Source organism: aff. Roholtiella sp. LEGE 12411, assembly GCF_015206995.1.
Taxonomy (GTDB): Bacteria; Cyanobacteriota; Cyanobacteriia; order Cyanobacteriales; family Nostocaceae; genus Komarekiella.
Genome location: NZ_JADEXR010000116.1, coordinates 1 through 18,711, shown reverse-complemented (window position 1 = coordinate 18,711; position 18,711 = coordinate 1). Strand labels below are relative to the sequence as shown.

The window sequence follows — 18,711 nt, the reverse complement described above, 5'->3', positions numbered from 1 at the left end:
ATCCCCAATGCCCCATCCCCAATGCCCAATCCCCAATGCCCATTCCCGCGATCGCTCCAGAAGTCTGTACCATTGGTAAATTAATAAGAATACAAGAAGACAAACCTATGGGACTTTTCGATCAAATTCTTGGTGCTGTTGCTAATCCCAATCAACAAGGGAGTTTGGGGCAACTGGGAAATATCATCAACACTGTGGATCAATTGAGCAATAGCACTGGAGCAGACCCCTCCACGATCCAATCAGTTTTGTCAGTTGTAGGCGGTCAAGTGCGTTCTGCTTTACAACAAAAGCAAGCCACAGAAGGTAATGAAGCAACCCAAGCTTTAGTGAATCAATATGCTGGCAATTCCCCTAATCCTCAAGCCGTTAATTCGCTATTTTCTCCTAACATACAACAACAAGTGACTGAATTTGCCGCCCAGCGCACAGGGTTGAATGCTGGAACGATTCAACAATTGCTACCTCTGGTTGTGCCTGTTGTGCTGAATTTCTTGAAATCTGGTGCAAATGCTCAGAATCCTCAAAATGGCGGAAATCCCGTACTGAATTCCTTTTTGGATGCAGACGGAGATGGCGATGTTGATATTGCTGATGCCATCCAGTTAGCTAGTCGCCATATAGGACGATAAACGTAGAGGAAAGGGGATTGGGGAGAGGGAAGCACTTTCTGTCCTTCCCTGTAGTAATTTTGAACTTATTTGTGCTTTGGCTGAACCCCAAAACCACCATGTCAATAGGGTTTGAGATGCGCTTACCCTGGCTTATATCCCCCGGCTGAAGCGCGGGGGATATAAGCCTCACGAATCGTAACAAAGTCCAGAGTTACAATCAGTCATATCAACTCGGACTTGATATGTACCGCTTTGATATCTTGCAAATCTAAAGCAATGGAATGCGTGCTAGTTCCTAACAGAGTGCGATCGCCTTTCACAAAAAACTCACTTCGTCCAATCTTCCAACGTTAAATCAGGAATTTGCGAAAAATCCTTCTGGTTGCGAGTCACCATCACAGCATTTACTGAAAGTGCAATTGATGCTATTCGCAAATCTTTTTGTAGTCTTTTTTTATTGAGTTGCTGATTTTCTGTAAGCAAATGTTCATAGTAATTGCAAGCAGCAATATCAAAGTTAAGTATCCTAATCCCTTTAAAAAATTCCTGCGTAGTCCACAACCGCGTATAAAGTCTTACTAAATTTTCAGATTCAGAACGGTCGTTAATTTTAACAACCCACCCGTTCAATATTTCCTGGACTGTAATAATTGTTATAGCTAAATGACTAACTGCCAAAGCAACTCTAGAGACAACAGCTTTGTTACCTTGCAGTAACAGCGAAACATGATCTGTATCAAGTATATAAAGGCTCATTAATTCCTCTCAATCAGACCTTGAATCTCATTTTCTAGTCGTGTATGTTACCTTCTGCTCTAAGACTTTCAGCAATTTCTGTAAAATCTGGGTCATCCTGAAACACACCTGCAAACTTCAGCCATGGATTTTCTGTTTTACTTTGAGACAATATAATTTCTAAAGGTATTATTTCTATATTCTCAAGATAAGCATACAGCAGTTTTTGTAACTCTTCTAGAGCTTGTTTCTCAGTTGAAGCTTGAATTTTAAAGCTAGGAAATTCTAATACTGAAGCTGTTACCTTTTTTTGATTGTCACGTTCTAGCAAGATATGCAGCTTTAGGTTTTCAGGCTGGGATAAAGTGACTGTAGAGATATTGATAACCATAGGTTTTTATTTTATAAAGCTTTTTCACATCATAGCGTTTCTTATAAACGATAATACAAAGCCACAAAAAACTAAAATTTACTCACAATAATATAATAAATTAGGACTTACACAAGTGTCATATTTTTAACGCCAGAGGTTGTCCAGAGTCAAAGATCAAAAGTCCAAAAAACCTTGATTCTTGAACGCCACTTGCTTCTCCTGTGGTCGCCGCTGCGCGAACAAGTCGGCAGAGCCGCAAGGGCGCAGTGGCTCCCCTTAACCCTTGACCCTTGACTCTTATACCAAAAGCCTTGTGTGCCAGTTGCGTAAGTCCTATATATAATTCATACACTATGTTTTTATAGTAATTAAAAATAATTATCATCTGCCAGCATCTCTGTAATGATATCCTTGGCGATGAACGCCACTTCTCGCAGTTCGCACAGGGAGATCAAAAATGTCCTTTACAAATTCACCATCCCAACTGAAGCGAGAGTTAGGGGTTATTGGTGCAACTCTGATGGGACTGGGTTCGATTGTTGGTACGGGTGTATTTATTAGTATCGGAATTGCAGCGGGGATTGCTGGGCCTGCGGTAATTCTGGCGGTGGCAATAGGGGCAATTGTCGCTACCTGCAATGGACTCAACAGCGCTCAGTTAGCAGCAAATCATGCTGTTAGTGGTGGCACTTATGAATATGGCTACAAGTATCTCACCCCCGCTTTCGGCTTCACAGCTGGCTGGATGTTTTTGGTAGCAAAGACTGCTTCCGCTGCAACCGCCGCCTTGGGTTTTGCTGGCTACTTGCTTAATCTCTTAGGTTGGAATTCCACTTGGACTGTTCCCATAGCCCTTTTATCTGTAGTAATTGTCACGTTAATTGTTTTAAGTGGTATCCGACGATCTAATGTTGCTAATACCGTGATTGTGTCGGTAACTTTAATATCTTTAGGGTTCTTTGTCCTAGTTTGCCTACCGCAAGCTACGGAGGTAGGGATGGACAATTTGACACCATTTTTTACAAGTTCACCAGGGGCGATACTCCATGCTAGTGCCTTGATGTTTGTCGCCTACACAGGTTATGGTCGCATTGCCACAATGGGGGAAGAAGCACGTTGTCCCAGGGAAACTATTCCTAAAGCCATGATTGTCTGTTTACTGCTGACAATGGTGCTTTATATAACAGTAGCAGCAGTTGGGATTGGGGCTGTGGGAGCAGATGTCTTGGGCAATGCCAGCCTACAGACGAAAGCCGCTCCTTTGGAGGTAGCAGTGCGTAGTGTTGCTGGTTCAAGTGCTGCCTTTGTCTTAGCTATTGGGGCGATGACAGCGATGTTGGGTGTGCTACTGAACTTAATTTTGGGTCTATCTCGCGTATTATTGGCAATGGGACGCCGCTCGGATGCCCCAAGATTTTTAGCGCGTCTTAACCAACAACAGACAACGCCATACTGGGCTGTGCTATTTGTGGGGATAGCGATCGCCTTATTAGTACTGTTAGGCAATGTGAAAACAACTTGGTCGTTTAGTGCCTTCAGTGTTTTAATTTATTACGCAGTTACCAACTTAGCAGCCTTACGCCTGAGTTCATCTGAGCGACTCTATCCTGTATGGGTGGGTTGGATAGGTCTTTCATCTTGTCTGTTCTTAGCTTTCTGGGTGGAATCTTCTATCTGGCAAGTAGGTTTAGGCTTGATTGTTGCTGGCTTGATTTGGCATCAAGTTAGACGGGCGATCGCGTAAGTGCCGTGAGATTATTTGATTGTGACTGTAAAAGGGACTGGGGAAGGTCGGGCCCCCTCATAAATCTCTAAATATAGGATTCCTATTTGATTTTTGAAAGAACTGCGTACACCTCTAACTCCCTTTTTTCGCATTTCCCATTCCCTATCCCCTATCCCCCATTCGGTGTCTCTACAAGTCAGTTCACGAATCAAATCGGATTACTATATCTCTCCTAAGTATGAAACTGACTAATAACTCTAGACAGTGGTGCTAGCAGTTCAGGATAGCTACTATAGATAAATACTGTTCATTATTCAATTTTGTTTGAGTTATTACCTCAATCTTCATGTTGCGCGTACAGGGGATTTTCTGCCTGTCTAGGTAGTCTGGATTGCCTCGACTAAACGTTCCATTAGCAAAACAGATATGAAAGCAGATGAGCTATTGAAAAGTTATGCAGCAGGCGTCAGAGACTTTACTGCTGCTAACCTGAGTGAAGCAAATTTAAGGGAAGTCAACCTCAGTGGGGCAATTTTAGATAGAGCCATATTAGATGGAGCTAATCTGAGCCATGCTAATTTAGCGCAAACCAGTTTAATTGAAGCAGATTTGAACGGAGCAAATTTGAGCCATGCTAACCTCCGTGGTTCCAACTTAGGTGGAGCAATTCTAGATGGAGCAACTCTAGATGGAGCAATTCTAGATGGAGTAAATTTGAGTCAGGCTGATTTGACTGTTGCCAAACTAATTCAAGCGAACCTGAGCGAAGCGGAATTACAAGAGGCAAACTTGAAAGCTGCAAATCTAGATGGAGCCGATTTGAGTGGCGCAGACTTAACCGTAGCCGATCTGACTCAAGCGAATCTCACCCAAGCCGACTTGAGTAAGACCAATTTGAGCGGAGCCAATTTGGATGGAGCCAATATAGAAGGAACAATCCTAGACGAGAACGCTTGACCATAAGAGCGTAATTCGCCCTGGAGCTACGCTAAGGTAATTCGTAATTAAGTTTTGCATTAGCGATCGCCCTAGTCTGGTAGAAAGGCATTAGCGAGTCCGTGTTCGCTTTTAGCGTCTGGAGATTTTAAACCCACCGCAAAACTTGTCGCGCTTTTTAGAAGCGAGGGACTTAGACCCCTAAAAAATGTTAAACATTTCCGCTAGTCTTCTTTCCTACTGTCCACACTGGATCACCTGTTTGAATAGCACCGAAGTTAACTGTTTTACTGCCGCTATTAGGCATGTAGTAGGGAGAAGGCAAAGCCCCGGAAAGTTTGAATTTGGGGTCAAACTCTATCGCCTTAGATCCCGCTGGTTTGACATTGAAAAAGATGTTATTTGCTACACCAACTGACGTTCCTAGCGAATTGTTAATCTGGGCAGATGAATTATAGAAAATATTATTACGAATCTCCTGTTGATCACCATCCCCTTTAGTTAGACGAAAGAAAGGATCTTTTGAGTTATTAGCATAAACTGTGTTGTTAGTAAACTTGAAATTGTCTCTTTTTTCCCTAAAATGACCGACTATAGTGGGCCCACCTGTTTTTTCAAAGATGTTGTGATGGACATTCAAATTTTTAAATTTAGTTCCAAATGAGGCAAGAGGATAAGCACCTCCGCGAATATAGTTATGGTCAAATTCGATATTATTGCTAGACACTTCGCAAGCATAGAAGGGATTATCTGGCCCCTGCCAGAGATTATGATGTGCGTGGATGCTAGTTGGTTGATTATTAGCAGGGGATGCTAAAGACAGCGTACTGTTAAAAGTAGAATTATAAATCTCACAGTTGTAACAGTTTGCGTGCCAAAGCTCCAAAGCCATTTGTGGAGTATAACCGCTTCCCCAAGCATTCCACTTATCGACCTTAATATCTAAGTTGTAAAGTTTAACATTCCTTAAATCGCTAATTTTAAACTTGGAACCGCTGGGTTTCCCTACCCAATCCTCATTAATTGTTCTCATCCCTCCGCCACCACGTTTTCTAGTGTCGATATTGATGTCATGCAAATTAATGTTTGTTAGGTTCCCAATACCAAAAGCATGTGATTGCTTACCACCTCCACCAGCGATCCGATTGTTATAAGAACTATCTGTAATGGTAATGTTGTAGATATTACTACCAGACACCCTCTCCATATTGAGCGCTGTATTGGCGTAGCTATTGAATGCCAAATCATGAATCGTCAATTTGTTGGCATCTAAAATAGACATACCCAATTCATAGGCACGATTTTTACCATCAAATTTCATACGACTAATGGTTATATTTTTAACTCCAACAAGTCGCAACTCTCCTGTGATAGTAGTCGAATTAACTCCTGAACCGACAAGGCTGACTCCTGACGGTACTGAAACATTTTTGCCTACATCAAAAGTCCCGGCTCCAACTTGAATAGTATATCCCTGGTCAGGTGGAACAGATGCTAAAGCTTTGTTCAGGGTGCGCCAAGGTGAAGACTGTGTACCTTTAGCTTTATCTGACCCTTTGATGTCTACATAGTACTTAGATTTGGAGCTAGTACGACCTGCAATATACTGCTCAGGAATGCCAGAAGCTTGCTCAGAGCCAGCTAAAGCTTGACACAAAAAGGCTGACACCTCAGCGCGACTCGCTAATTTATTAGGTTTGAGAGACTTAACTTCCGGATAATTGACGACAAGACTTTTTTCGGTTGCTGCTGCTATTCCAGCATAAGCATAGCCAGGAATTGTTTTTGCATCAGCAAAGTTAGTATTTAACGTTGTAGTGGCAAACTGAGTTGGGGAATAATTTAAGCCACTAGCCAAAGCTACTAAAACTTGAGCGCGAGAAATGTTTTGGCTGGGATTGAATACCTTACCGGGATAGCCTGATAAAAATCCTGTTTGAGCAGCTGTTTCAATCGCATTGTTAGCCCAGTAATTCGAGGGGACATCGACAAACTTAACTGAATTACGAGTCTTTTTTGCAGTAGGGAAGGCTTTATTAACCATTGCTGCAAACTCAGCTCGAGTCACAGAAGAATTTGGTCTGAATGTACGATCTGGATAACCACTGATAATACCTTTGCTAGCCAGTTGCGTGATACATGATTGAGACCAGTTGCCTTGAATGTCTGTAAATTTAGATTGGGCTAGTTTGGGGGCTGCGATCACCAAATGCGTAACAGCACTAATCACTATTCCCAATCCAACTAGTAAAGCAAAGCTAGATTGCCATCTGGGGATTCTAATCATTGAATTTATTACCTCAACTCCAGTACAAGCTGTAGTTTACTGAATTAAAAATCGCTGTAATTAAGCTCTCATACTATAAAAATTCTATGGTTGCGTAAAGTTCAAGGTTGATTGCGTCCGATAAGATTAGCGATCGCAGTAGCTAACTCTAGTGGATCAGCCGGCTTACGCACATGTTTTTGAAATCCTGCTGCAATTGCTTGGTTATAATCAATTTCTCCAGCATAAGCAGTCAAGGCGATCGCGGGAATTTGCCCACCTTGCTCTTTTGACCATGTTCTCACCTCGCGCAGCAACATATAGCCATCCATTATCGGCATACCAATATCGCTTAACAAAACATCTGGCTTTAACTGCACTAGTGCTTCGAGTGCTTCACTTGCTGATTCAACTGTTGTTACATTCGCCCCATACTGTTCCAGCGCAAAGCTAAAGAAATCTCGCACATCAGGCTGATCGTCCACCAGCAGGATTCGCACTCCAGAGAGTAATGAGTCCTGATTACTGGCTTCCAACACAGAAGACTGAGCACTCCAAACTTGGGACTCAGAACTTTTTAGCAACGGTAGCCTAACTGTGAATGTTGCTCCCTGTCCTTCACCGGCACTTTCTACCTGAACAGTACCACCGTGCAGTTCCACCAAGTTACGCACAATTGCTAGTCCTAGTCCCAGCCCGCCAAATATCCTAGTAGTCTTAGCGTCTGCTTGACGGAAGTATTCAAAGACATGAGGCAAAAATTCTGGGCTGATGCCTTTACCCGTATCCATCACTTGGATTTGAGCGTCGAACTCTACCTGTTGTAGACGCACCTCTACTCGTCCGCCTGGGGGTGTAAATTTAACAGCATTCGATACTAGATTCCAGATTACTTGTTGCAAGCGATCGCCATCGCCCATAACTTGTCCAACATCGCTGCTCAGAACCATTTGAATTTGAATTGACTTGGCTTCTGCTGCTAAACGCACCGTTTCTAATGCAGCGGCGATGGTTGAATTTAAATCCACTGCATGGATATTTAAGCTGAGCTTACCTCGTAAAATCCGCGAAACATCAAGCAGGTCTTCAATTAGTTGAGTTTGTAACTTGGCATTACGCTCAATTGTTTCCAAAGCGCGGACTACAGTTGCTTCATCAAACTTGCGGGTTCGGAGTAACTTTGCCCACCCCAGGATCGGATTTAGGGGAGTTCTGAGTTCATGAGAAAGAACAGCGAGGAATTCATCCTTAATCCGATTGGCTGTCTCGGCTTGGTTTCGTGCGCTCTGTTCGGCTTCGTAAAGTCTGGCATTATCAATCGCTGTCGCTGCACGACTAGCAATATCTTCTGCTAAAGCCAAGTCTACTGGTTCGTAGTGACGACCTGACTCGGCTGTGAAAAAAGCGATCGCTCCGAATAATTGCCCACGGGAACGAAGTGGAATCACCATCAGCGAACGAATACCCAAGCTTCGCAGTAATTGCAGATGTTCTTCATTTTGAGCCATCTGTGTAATAGTAATATCTAGAAATTGCGGGTAAAAGACAGATTGTCCCTGGCGCAGTTTCTGCACAAGCAGTTCTTGTGCCCCATTTTTTGATGAATAACGCCTTTGTATTTCCTCTAAAATATTACGTTTTCCCGGGTCGGCAGTTACCAGCGCAATCTGCTTATTTGACCAATCTTCCCGGAAAATATCTACAATACACCAGTCAGCTAGGGCAGGAACTGCTAGCTTTGCCACATCAGTCAGTGTGGCTTCGTAATCCAATGAAGAAGCTAATAAGGTACTGGCTTCTACCAAAAAGTTTTTTGCTATCTCAGCCTTTTTGCGATCGCTAATATCCTCGACAACACCTAATGCATACTTTGGTTGTCCGTTAGCATCCCAAACTATTGATGAAGTTAGGTTTACCCAAATTATGGAACCATCTTTGCAAATATAGCGCTTCTCTAATGAATAACCACTAATTTCCCGTGCCAATACTCGCTGAGCATTGACCAAATCAGGTTCCATATCGTCAGGATGGGTAATTTCCTGGAAGGTCATTTGGGTTAACTCTTCATTGCTGTACCCGATAATGTCGCACATAGCAGGATTAACTTGGAGGTATCGACCATCCAACGCTACCAAGTTAATGCCTACGACTGCCTGGTTAAACATTGCCCGGAACTTTTCTTCGCTCTCACGCAGGGCGACTTCTGTTTGCTTTGCTGCTGTCACGTCTGCCAGAATAATACCAATTCCTACCGTTTCACTTAGTGCATTATAAACCGGGTAATAATTGCCCAACCAGTAACTACACCTTCCGGGTTGCTCTGGTATCTCACCGCTGATTTCTATATTTAGCAGGGGTTCTCCTGTATCCAGTACATGCTGTAACTGTGGCTCAAACTCAGCCGCCATGTTTGGTAGCACTTCCCGAAATTTGCGTCCCAGATGGTCTTCTATGCTTAAACCGTTAATGTTAGCGAATACCTTATTTATTCGGATATATCGCAGTTCACTATCCAAAAAGCATACAGCCACAGGGGCACCTGCAAGCAGGGCATCTAAAATAGACAAAGATTCGGCGTAATGCAGCAAAGCCTCATGAATGTCTCCATAAAGTCGGGCATTTTCAAATGCTAAAGCAGCGCGATAGGCAATATCTTTGGCTAAAGCCAGATCACGTTGCTCATAGTGACGATCTGATTCGGCGCTAACAAACGTGATGCTGCCCAGTACTCGCTGGCGTGCTACCAACGGTACAATCATGGCAGACTTGATTCCCATCTGTTGAACAACTCGCAAGTGTTGATTATTTTGACTATTTGCAACCAGCAGTGAATCAGATAATTGTGTAATTAATTCTGGTTGCCCAGTTTGTAATACTCTAGTAATTGCAGTTGCACTTTGAAAATCTGGCGCATACTGCTGAAGTTGATGCGCCCACTCCGCTTTTGAGGAATTTGCATGGGCAACAGGTAGGCGGCGAACAGAACCATCTTCATTTAGAATGTCTACACAACACCAATCAGCCAATTGAGGAACTAAGATTTTAGCAATCTGTTCTAAAGTTTCCTCATAATCTAGGGAACTAGAGAGTATAGTACTGATTTCGGCTATACAACGGAGTGCGTTTTCAGCCTGTTTGCGTTCTGTAATATCGAGAACAAAGAAAGCTCCTCGCTCTAAAGTCCCCTCAAAATGGCTGCCACCTATGAGAATCGGGAGATGTGAGCCGTCTTTACGAATATATTCTTTCTCGTAGGGGGCGCAAAATAAGCTGTCTTGAAATTCACTCAGCGCTCGCTTGTCGAGTGGTTGGTACTCCGTCGGCGTCAAATCTTGCCAGCGAAGTTTTCCAGCAACTAATTCTTCACGGCTGTAACCCACCATACTGAGCAAGGCATCGTTAGCCCCCGTAATCCTGCCATCTTCATCCCAAAAGCCAATGCCAATCATGTTTGACTCAACTACGCTGCGAAACTTTGCTTCGCTTTCCCGCAGTGCTTGCTCAGTTTGCTTGAGTTGAGTAATATCAATTGCAGTTACGCCCACTCCCAGCACTTGCCCATCCGGTAAACACACCGGATAATAACTGACAAGACTACAACGATGCACCCCAGGCGGATAAGTTTCACCACTCACTTCTTGGTTAAGTAATGGTTCCTTTGTCTCCATCACTTGACGCAAGATTGGCTCAAGTTGCTCTACCCATTCTGGCAAAACCTCACCTAAAGTACGACCAATGTGTTGGCTTTGTGGTGTGCCGTTGACAGCAGCCAGCGCTTCATTAACATAAACGTAGCGAAGTTGAGTATCCAGAAAAGCCAGCGCCACTGGTGAACTAGTGAGCCAAGCATTCAGCAACGCCAGAGATTCGTCTTTGTGCTGATTGGCTTCTTGGAGTTTTTGCTGTAATTTGGTGTTTTCTAGTTCTGTCTGCTTGCGTTCAGTAATATTCACCGCTGCACAGCTAACGCCCTGAATGCTATTATTCCCTTCATTCTTGAGCGGTTCAACCAGCAAATCATAGTAACGGTCTTCTCCACTTAATGTCAGATAAACCTCTTCACGGGCTGATGTACCTGTTTCTATTACCCTCTGCTTAATTGCGGTCAATTTTTTTGCTTCTGAGGCAGAAAATAATTCATAGTCAGATTTACGTAGCATTTCTTCAGCTGTTTCTACACCTTGAGGATTATGAATCCACTGGTATCGCAGATCTCGATCCTGCTGAAAGACCACGATATCTGAACTGCTTAATGCTAATCGAAATCTCTCCTCACTGGTTTTTAGTTTCTCTAAATTTCCTTCAGCACGTTGTTTGGCAGTTATTAATTCTTCACAGAGGATACTTAAGAGTAATCCCTCCAACGCAAACAAAGTGATTCGTACCAAATTTGATAGATCAAAAGTCAGTTCATATCTTGGAAAAAGAAAAAAGTAATTGCTCAGCAAAGCAGACAAGAAAGTTGCTAACAGTCCTGACTTCAAACCACCATACCAAGCACTCACCATTACAGCGCTAAAGAACAGCAGAAATGGACTTTTGCTCATACCTAGCCAAGGGTATAGCATCCGCGTTAGCAAAAGTGCAAGTGCAACAATTAATACAATAACGCTATAGTGCAGTAACGGAGAACGATGAGTATGAGGCATGAAAACGTCTTGGAATAACCAATACTTGTAGCTGAAACTCCATATACCCTAAGCTAGTTTGCAAATTTTAGTAATTTACCTATGGATAGATTTTGATTTATTTATAAAGGCTCTTTTGCTAGAAGCTAAATATTGATTAATCTGCTATGTAAAGTGAAGTTTTCGCTTGAAACTTAGAGATTTATGGCGCTGCTTTTTTGATGGTAAATACCACAGACAAAAGCCATGCTGTGATGAACTTTACAACTAAAATTAAATGATAGTTTTTGGACCAACAAAAATAAAGATAAATAAGCAAAACTCAATCAGGTATATGGATAATCTAACTACCATTAGAGTTATGAAAAGTTATGAGTTAATTGTTTGCAGGACTTACGCAACTGGCATATTATTTTAAGTTCGTAGTAAGGACTTTAGTCCTTATTTTGAGGACTAAAGTCCTCACTACAAACAAAAAATTGAGATTTTTGTGACACTTGCGTAAGTCCTGATCTAGTTAAAATTACCTCGTTCCTAGCCTTGGACTAGAAATGGTTTTTTTGGGGCTACTACCTATACCATGAGGCAAGGCGGCAGCTTTTCTTAATTCATTCCCATGCTTAGCATGAGAACGAGAATAATTTGTCGGTCGGTGCGATCGCATTGCGTCAAACATATTTTTGGTAGAGACGTTGCATTTTTGGTAGAGACGTTGCAATGCAACGTCTCTACAGGATTTAAATGTATGGTGATTAACGTGAAATGGTATTAGGGGGAGGGGAAAGATTCGGGCAATGAATCTAAACTTTATGACTGTAGATAGATGTAGTTAGACTTATAGCAGATGCTATATTCCAGCTATCTACAATAAAATTACAAATATATTTACCTTATGCTTGTAATTGAACAGCCAAAGGTTGCACAGTTGGTTCGTGAAACTCGGCAGTACCTAAAGCTTTCACAGGTAAAATTAGCAACGATGCTAGGGGTTTCATTTCACAGTATAAATCGTTGGGAAAACGGACGGACGCAACCTTCACCACTGGCTATGAAACAGATTCAAGATTTATTACACCAGATGGGAGAACCCGGTAAGGAACTTTTAGCGAAATACTTTCAAGCATGAGGAACAGAAACTGTGACTGCTGAAGTCCGGGTAACTATCCCAAAAGATATTGAACAGGTTTTAATTCATATCAGCGATGCTTTTGCCATATTGGATTGTGAATGGCGCTATATCTTTGTTAATGACAAACTAGCTGAGCTAGCTGGGATGAATAAAGAAGACTTCTTAGGCAGAAGTATTTGGGAATTGTTTCCAGATACAGTCAATAGCCAACTCTACACTGAGCTACACCATGCTCTGGCTGAGCAAGTAACAGTAGATTTTGAGTATTTACATCCAAAATGGCATCGCTGGTTAGAAAACCGCGTTTATCCCTCAGAAAATAGCATATCAATATTAATTAAAGATATTACACAGCGTAAACGCAGCCAACAGCTTCTAGCCGATAAGCAAACGGAATCATTACTGGAAGAAAGCGAGGAAAAATATCGCTGGATTTGTGAAACCGATATTAACGAATACAAGCGAGCAGATGAAAACCTGCGTCATAGTGAGGCACGTTACCGCTCACTAGCAGAGGCCAGCGCAGCGATCGTCTGGGCTGCGGCCCCTTGGGGCAACGTTATTGATGATATTCCTACCTGGCAGGCGTTCACTGGGCAAAGTCCCGAACAATATAAAGGATGGGGTTGGGTTGATGCAGTATACCCAGAAGACCGTAAATCGATAGTTGCAATCTGGAATCAAGCGTTTTCTACACGTAGCGTTGCAGTTGCAGAATATCGTGTGCGGCGGCACGATGGCGAATATCGCTACATGAATATACGTGGCGTGCCCATACTTGAGGAAACAGGCGAAATCCGCGAATGGGTGGGGATATGCGTGGATATCACTGAGCGCAAGCAAGTTGAAGATAGGCAGCGCTTTTTGGCTCAGGCTAGTAGTATTCTGGCTTCATCGTTGGACTATGAGACAACATTGACCGGTTTGGCGCGTTTGGTCGTACCTGAAATAGCTGATTGGTGTTTAGTAGATATTATTGACAATCAATCAGTTCGCCGGGTTGCAGCAGCCCATACTGACCCGGCAAAACAAGAATTGCTACAACAATTGCAAAATTATCCGCCTGATTTGGCACAATCTGAAGGTATTGCGGAGGTACTACGGTCAGGGAAGTCACAAATTACTCATCATATATCTGACGAACAGATGCAAGCAGCAACCCACAATGCCACTCACCTCAAAGTGTTGCAAGAGCTAGCACCTAAATCTGGCATGGCTGTACCGCTGATAGTCCGGGGACGGGTATTGGGAGCTATTAGCTTAGTATCTTCTTCAGGTCGTCACTACGACAATAATAGCCTCATGTTGGTTGAGGATCTAGCTGGTCGTGCTGCCGTAGCCGTTGATAATGCCCGACTCTACACAGAAGCACAGCGATCGCAATCTCGCACTGCTCGTCTTCAAGCCATAACAGCTGCACTTTCTGAATCTTTAACTTCGACACAGGTTGCTGAGGTCATTGTCGACCAAGGGATGGCAGCTTTGGGAGCTAGTTCTGCTTTAGTAGCGCTAGTAACTAATAGCGATACTGACTTGGAAATTATCCGTGCAGTTGGTTATCAGCAAGAATTAATCGAGTCATGGCATCAATTCTCAATTAATGTACCTGTAACATTAGCAGAGGCAGTGCGAACTGGTGAACCTATCTGGCAACAGCCAACAAAAACACGAACTGCTCATTTTTCAAGTCTTGCTCAGATCTATGCTCAGTACAACTACGGCGCTGGGATTTCGATTCCCTTGATGCTCGAAGGACGAGCCGTGGGCGGAATGTCTTTAGCTTTCGCCGAAACTCAGGAGTTTAGCCAAGATGACCGCGCCTTCGTGCTGTCATTAGCACAGCAGTGTGCTCAAGCTCTGGAACGTGCTCGTCTATACGAGGCAGAAAAAACTGCACGGGAAGCCGCAGAAACAGCCAACCGAATTAAAGATGAGTTTCTTGCAGTCCTCTCCCATGAGTTGCGATCGCCACTTAACCCAATTTTAGGGTGGTCAAAGCTTCTCCAAACCAAAAAACTTGATGAAAAGACCATCCCTCTGGCGCTCAAAACCATCGAGCGCAATGCTAAGCTACAAGCTCAACTGATTGAAGACTTGCTAGACATCTCCCGCATTCTCCAAGGCAAACTCAGCTTGAATATTTGCCCAGTTGATCTAATATCGGTGATTTCGGGAGCAATGGAGACAGTGCGTCTGTCGGCAGACGCTAAGTCAATTGAAATACATACAATACTAGAACCAAATATAAGACAAGTTTTAGGTGACTCAAACCGATTGCAGCAAATCGTCTGGAACCTACTTTCAAACGCAGTTAAATTTACACCTGAAGGTGGACAGGTGGACATCAGACTGGAGCAGATTGGCACTCAAGCTCAGATTAGTGTTAGCGATACAGGTAAAGGCATCCACCCTAATTTCCTACCTTATGTATTTGACTACTTTCGCCAAGAGAATAGTACCACCACCAGAAAATTTGGCGGACTAGGGCTAGGTCTTGCGATCGTCCGTCACTTAGTTGAACTGCATGGCGGGACAGTTCAAGTCGAGAGCCAAGGCGAAAATCAAGGGGCAACTTTTACCGTACAACTACCACTGATTCAAAATATACCAGCAATCAAACAAGACACTAGCGAGTCTGAGCCATCCGCAGATTTAAATGGGATCAAGATTTTAATAGTAGATGATGATGCAGATACGCGAGAGTTTATTGCTTTTTTACTAGAGCAATATGGAGCGAATGTAACGGTAGTAGCATCAGCCAGTGAGGCACTAGCCGCTTTAACCGAGTCTGTGCCAGATGTGCTATTAAGCGACATTGGAATGCCGGAAATGGATGGATGCATGTTAATCCGACAGGTGAGAACGCTATCACCAGAACAAGGAGGGCAAATTCCAGCGATCGCCCTGACAGCTTATGCTGGGCAAATCAACGAAAAGCAGATACTAACAGCCGGATTTCACAAGCACATTGCTAAACCAGTAGAACCAGCCAAGTTAGTAGAAGCGATCGCTAGCCTCATCGTTTAAACCAGTTGTTCAATACCAAGTTGTCGTTGCTTGTCATTCTCTAGCAAGAACCCACGGAGTACAAACTCCAGAACTGTGGCCAATGCCCCATGCCCCATGCCCATTGCCCATTGCCCCATTGAGTAAATACACGGGAACTACTTGTTTTACGTTATAGTCACTAATGTCACTAGCTGTATTAGCGATCGCAGTAGTATATATCTGCTCTAATCCATCTCAACCTTTTGGTCAGCTGCCGTTCGCATTTACAAGTGTGTATGATTTTTGCCGTACATTATCAGCTATTTCTAACTTGTTTTTATAGATACACGAATTTTAACTTTCTAGTCAGCTTAACGCAAAGCTAAATTGCTTTTACTCGTTAAATTTGCTCTTTATTAATGGAAAATTTTCGAGATAATTAACGGAGTACTAGCATAATTGTTTATATTTACCCGAAAAATTGAGGGTAGCTATACTAAAGCATACCCCACACCTTTTTGCAACCAAAAACCTATATACTAGACTTGACTTTGATAAATCTGAAACTTTTGTTAATTGTGATACCAAAACCTATTAATTTTTAGATGATGTTCTAATGTATTTATAGTTTTTAAGGTTTAGTAAAAACTATATCCAGTATCATCAATAAACTGCAAACTTAATGTGGTGCAAAAATCAAGAGGGGAGTGAAAACATGGATTTACGTAGAGATGCATTGCAAATCCTCAAAGAAACTAGTCGAACTTTTTATATCCCAATTAGTCTTTTACCGGCAGGATTACAAGAAGCAGTTGCATCAGCATATTTGTGTATGCGTGCCATTGATGAAATTGAAGATCATCCAGAACTCGATAACCTTACTAAGGCGAAACTGTTACGAACCATTAGCTTGACATTACAAGCGGGGGGTGATGGCTTTACAGTAGATGCTTTCTCAGCAGGATTTAGTGAACACGAGAATACTTTAGCAGAAGTTACCGTTGGCATTAGAGAATGGTCGCTACTAGCACCTGAGACTATTGCACCTCGGATTTGGGATGCCACTGCTGCAATGGCAGATCGAATGGCTTACTGGGCAGAGAGAAACTGGAAAATTTATACAGAGTCTGATTTAGATCGTTATACATTTGGGGTTGCAGGGGCGGTGGGCTTGTTACTCTCTGATTTATGGACTTGGTACGATGGAACACAAACGAATCGTACCCAAGCGATCGGATTTGGTCGAGGTTTACAAGCAGTTAACATCCTGCGTAACCACACTGAAGACTTGAGGCGTGGGGTAGACTTCTTCCCAGAAGGTTGGAGTGCAACGAATATGCAAGAGTATGCGCGGCGCAATCTAGCACTAGCAGAAGCTTATACCAACTCTCTTCCTGCTGGGCCAGCCTTAGACTTTTGTCAAATTCCCTTCACCTTAGCTTATGGCACCCTTGAGGCCCTAGCTAATGGTAAAGAAAAACTCAGCCGCAGTGATGTTTTTGCACTCATCGAACAACTTGATGTGAATGTGAAAGCCAGCTAGGGAGTGGAATCGGGGAGTGGGGGAGTGGAGGAGTGGGGGAATTTTAATAACTCCTACCTCCTTTCTACTAACCCTTAACTACTGAGCTTCTGTACAAATGTGCTTAATCGCGTCTCTACTCCTGACCCTTAATCCTTGTACAGACGCTTAAACGCTCAAAGAGTGGCTTCTCGTAAGAGTATAATCGCGTCTCTACTCTTAATGACAAATGACAAATGACAAATGACCAATGACAACTAAAGGAGAGATCTTTCAGTGAAGAAAACCTTGTTCCTCAGTCCTCCTTCTTTCGATGGGTTTGATGGTGGTGCGGGTTCACGATACCAAGCTAAGCGCGAAATTACTTCCTTTTGGTATCCCACATGGTTAGCACAACCTGCTGCGCTGGTGCCAGGTAGCAAACTAGTTGATGCTCCTCCACATGGTCAAACTTTGGAAGATGTGCTGAAAATTGCTAAAGATTACGAACTAGTAATCATGCACACTAGCACGCCCTCACTAACTAATGATGTCAAATGTGCTGAGGCAATCAAAGCTACAAACCCAGATGTGCAAATTGGCTTGGTTGGAGCACATGTGGCAGTATTACCAGAGGAAACACTACGCGATCGCCCGATCATCGACTTTGTATGTCGCAATGAATTTGACTATACCTGCAAAGAACTAGCCGAAGGCAAACCTTGGGAGGAAATCAAAGGACTGAGCTACCGTGATCAAAACTCTCACATCCGTCACAATGAGGAGCGTCCATTAATTCACGATTGGGATGCTATGCCTAGCGTTCTACCACTTTATGGACGTGATCTAGATATTAGAAAATATTTCATCGGCTACTTACTGCACCCTTACATTTCTTTTTATACTGGGCGCGGTTGTCCGGCAAAATGCACATTCTGCCTTTGGCCGCAGACAATTGGTGGTCATCTTTACCGCCACAAAAGCCCCGAAGCTGTCGGACGCGAGATGGAAGAAGCCAAAGCCATCTTTGGCGACAAGGTGCGGGAATATATGTTTGATGACGATACCTTTACGATTGATAAGCATCGAGCGATCGCCATTAGCGAACACATGAAGCGGCTCAAGCTTACCTGGAGTTGCAACGCCCGTGCCAATTTAGATTATGACACGCTCAAACAACTGCGCGACAACGGTTTGCGATTGCTGCTTGTTGGTTTTGAATCTGGCAACCAAGATATTCTCAACCGGATTAAGAAAGGCATTAAGCTAGAAGTGGCGCGGGAATTTATGAAAAACTGCCACAAACTCGGCATCACCGTCCACGGAACTTTTATCATTGGTTTGCCCGTAGAAACCCAGGAAACTATAGAAGAGACAATCCGCTTTGCTTGCGAACTCAGTCCGCATACAATTCAAGTCTCCATCGCTGCACCTTACCCGGGCACAGAACTTTATGAACAAGCCAAAGCTAACGGCTGGTTTACAAATCAAGCTTTAGTTGCTAGCTCTGGTATTCAAACCTCGACGCTACAATATCCAGATCTTTCTAGTGCGGCGATTGAAGATGCAGTTGAGCAAATGTACCGGAAATTTTACTTCCGTCCCAAGGCGATTCTGCCAATTGTGCGCGAAATGCTCACCGACAGACAAATGATGGTGCGTCGCCTCCGTGAAGGTGCAGAGTTTTTCTCTTACCTGAAAGAACGCCGCACGCAATCTGCCGCCAATGCCCAATCTAATCAGACGGCTGTTGTTTAAAGGGACTAGGGACTATGGACTGGGGACTGGGGACAAGGTGAATAAATAATCAATGCC

At 43.3% G+C, this 18,711-nt stretch carries 13 protein-coding genes; 7 read left to right on the top strand and 6 right to left on the bottom strand.

The annotated features are described in order from the left end of the window. The first annotated feature begins 107 nt into the window (after positions 1–107). Positions 108–632: a DUF937 domain-containing protein gene (locus tag IQ246_RS21395; protein ID WP_194005351.1), complete on the top strand. Its 525-nt coding sequence runs from the start codon at positions 108–110 to the stop codon at positions 630–632. A gap of 309 nt (positions 633–941) precedes the next feature. Here IQ246_RS21395 and IQ246_RS21390 read toward each other — a convergent pair whose 3' ends face one another. Both IQ246_RS21390 and IQ246_RS21385 read right to left on the bottom strand, forming a co-directional pair. After that, on the bottom strand, positions 942–1,370 hold the full coding sequence (locus IQ246_RS21390; RefSeq protein WP_194005350.1) for a type II toxin-antitoxin system VapC family toxin: 429 nt from the start codon (positions 1,368–1,370) through the stop codon (positions 942–944). 34 nt (positions 1,371–1,404) lie between these two features. Then, positions 1,405–1,740, bottom strand: a complete 336-nt coding sequence (locus IQ246_RS21385; RefSeq protein WP_194005349.1) for a hypothetical protein — start codon at positions 1,738–1,740, stop codon at positions 1,405–1,407. A 439-nt stretch (positions 1,741–2,179) separates the two neighbouring features. Here IQ246_RS21385 and IQ246_RS21380 point away from each other — a divergent pair, with 439 nt between their 5' ends. Both IQ246_RS21380 and IQ246_RS21375 read left to right on the top strand, forming a co-directional pair. Then, the gene (locus IQ246_RS21380; protein WP_194005348.1) at positions 2,180–3,466 is read left to right on the top strand and encodes an APC family permease; all 1,287 of its coding nucleotides are present in this window, start codon (positions 2,180–2,182) and stop codon (positions 3,464–3,466) included. Positions 3,467–3,874: 408 nt separating this feature from the next. Further along, positions 3,875–4,405: a pentapeptide repeat-containing protein gene (locus IQ246_RS21375; protein WP_194005347.1), complete on the top strand. Its 531-nt coding sequence runs from the start codon at positions 3,875–3,877 to the stop codon at positions 4,403–4,405. Between the two features lie 190 nt (positions 4,406–4,595). Here IQ246_RS21375 and IQ246_RS21370 read toward each other — a convergent pair whose 3' ends face one another. From IQ246_RS21370 to IQ246_RS21360, 3 genes are all read right to left on the bottom strand, one after another. Continuing rightward, positions 4,596–6,671 carry an S-layer homology domain-containing protein gene (locus IQ246_RS21370; RefSeq protein ID WP_194005346.1) on the bottom strand — a complete coding sequence of 692 codons (2,076 nt, stop codon included), beginning with the start codon at positions 6,669–6,671 and terminating at the stop codon, positions 4,596–4,598. A gap of 101 nt (positions 6,672–6,772) precedes the next feature. Further along, the gene (locus IQ246_RS21365; RefSeq protein WP_194005345.1) at positions 6,773–11,299 is read right to left on the bottom strand and encodes a PAS domain S-box protein; all 4,527 of its coding nucleotides are present in this window, start codon (positions 11,297–11,299) and stop codon (positions 6,773–6,775) included. 502 nt (positions 11,300–11,801) lie between these two features. Further along, positions 11,802–11,954, bottom strand: coding sequence for a hypothetical protein (locus IQ246_RS21360; RefSeq protein ID WP_194005344.1), 153 nt, complete (start codon positions 11,952–11,954; stop codon positions 11,802–11,804). A gap of 216 nt (positions 11,955–12,170) precedes the next feature. On the opposite strand from IQ246_RS21360, the gene IQ246_RS21355 reads away from it, so the two are divergent. Continuing rightward, on the top strand, positions 12,171–12,404 hold the full coding sequence (locus IQ246_RS21355; RefSeq protein WP_194005343.1) for a DNA-binding transcriptional regulator: 234 nt from the start codon (positions 12,171–12,173) through the stop codon (positions 12,402–12,404). Positions 12,405–12,416: 12 nt separating this feature from the next. Continuing rightward, entirely contained in the window at positions 12,417–15,434 is a 3,018-nt protein-coding gene (locus IQ246_RS21350; protein WP_194005342.1) for an ATP-binding protein, read from the top strand. Here the strand turns inward: IQ246_RS21350 and IQ246_RS30980 are convergent. Beyond that, positions 15,431–15,553, bottom strand: coding sequence for a hypothetical protein (locus IQ246_RS30980; RefSeq protein WP_255515609.1), 123 nt, complete (start codon positions 15,551–15,553; stop codon positions 15,431–15,433). The genes IQ246_RS21350 and IQ246_RS30980 overlap by 4 nt on opposite strands. Positions 15,554–16,110: 557 nt before the next feature. On the opposite strand from IQ246_RS30980, the gene IQ246_RS21345 reads away from it, so the two are divergent. Both IQ246_RS21345 and hpnJ read left to right on the top strand, forming a co-directional pair. Beyond that, entirely contained in the window at positions 16,111–16,938 is an 828-nt protein-coding gene (locus IQ246_RS21345; RefSeq protein ID WP_194005341.1) for a squalene/phytoene synthase family protein, read from the top strand. A gap of 255 nt (positions 16,939–17,193) precedes the next feature. Next, complete coding sequence (gene hpnJ, locus IQ246_RS21340; RefSeq protein WP_194005340.1) at positions 17,194–18,654, top strand: hopanoid biosynthesis associated radical SAM protein HpnJ; 1,461 nt, start codon at positions 17,194–17,196, stop codon at positions 18,652–18,654. The last annotated feature ends 57 nt before the right edge of the window (positions 18,655–18,711 follow it).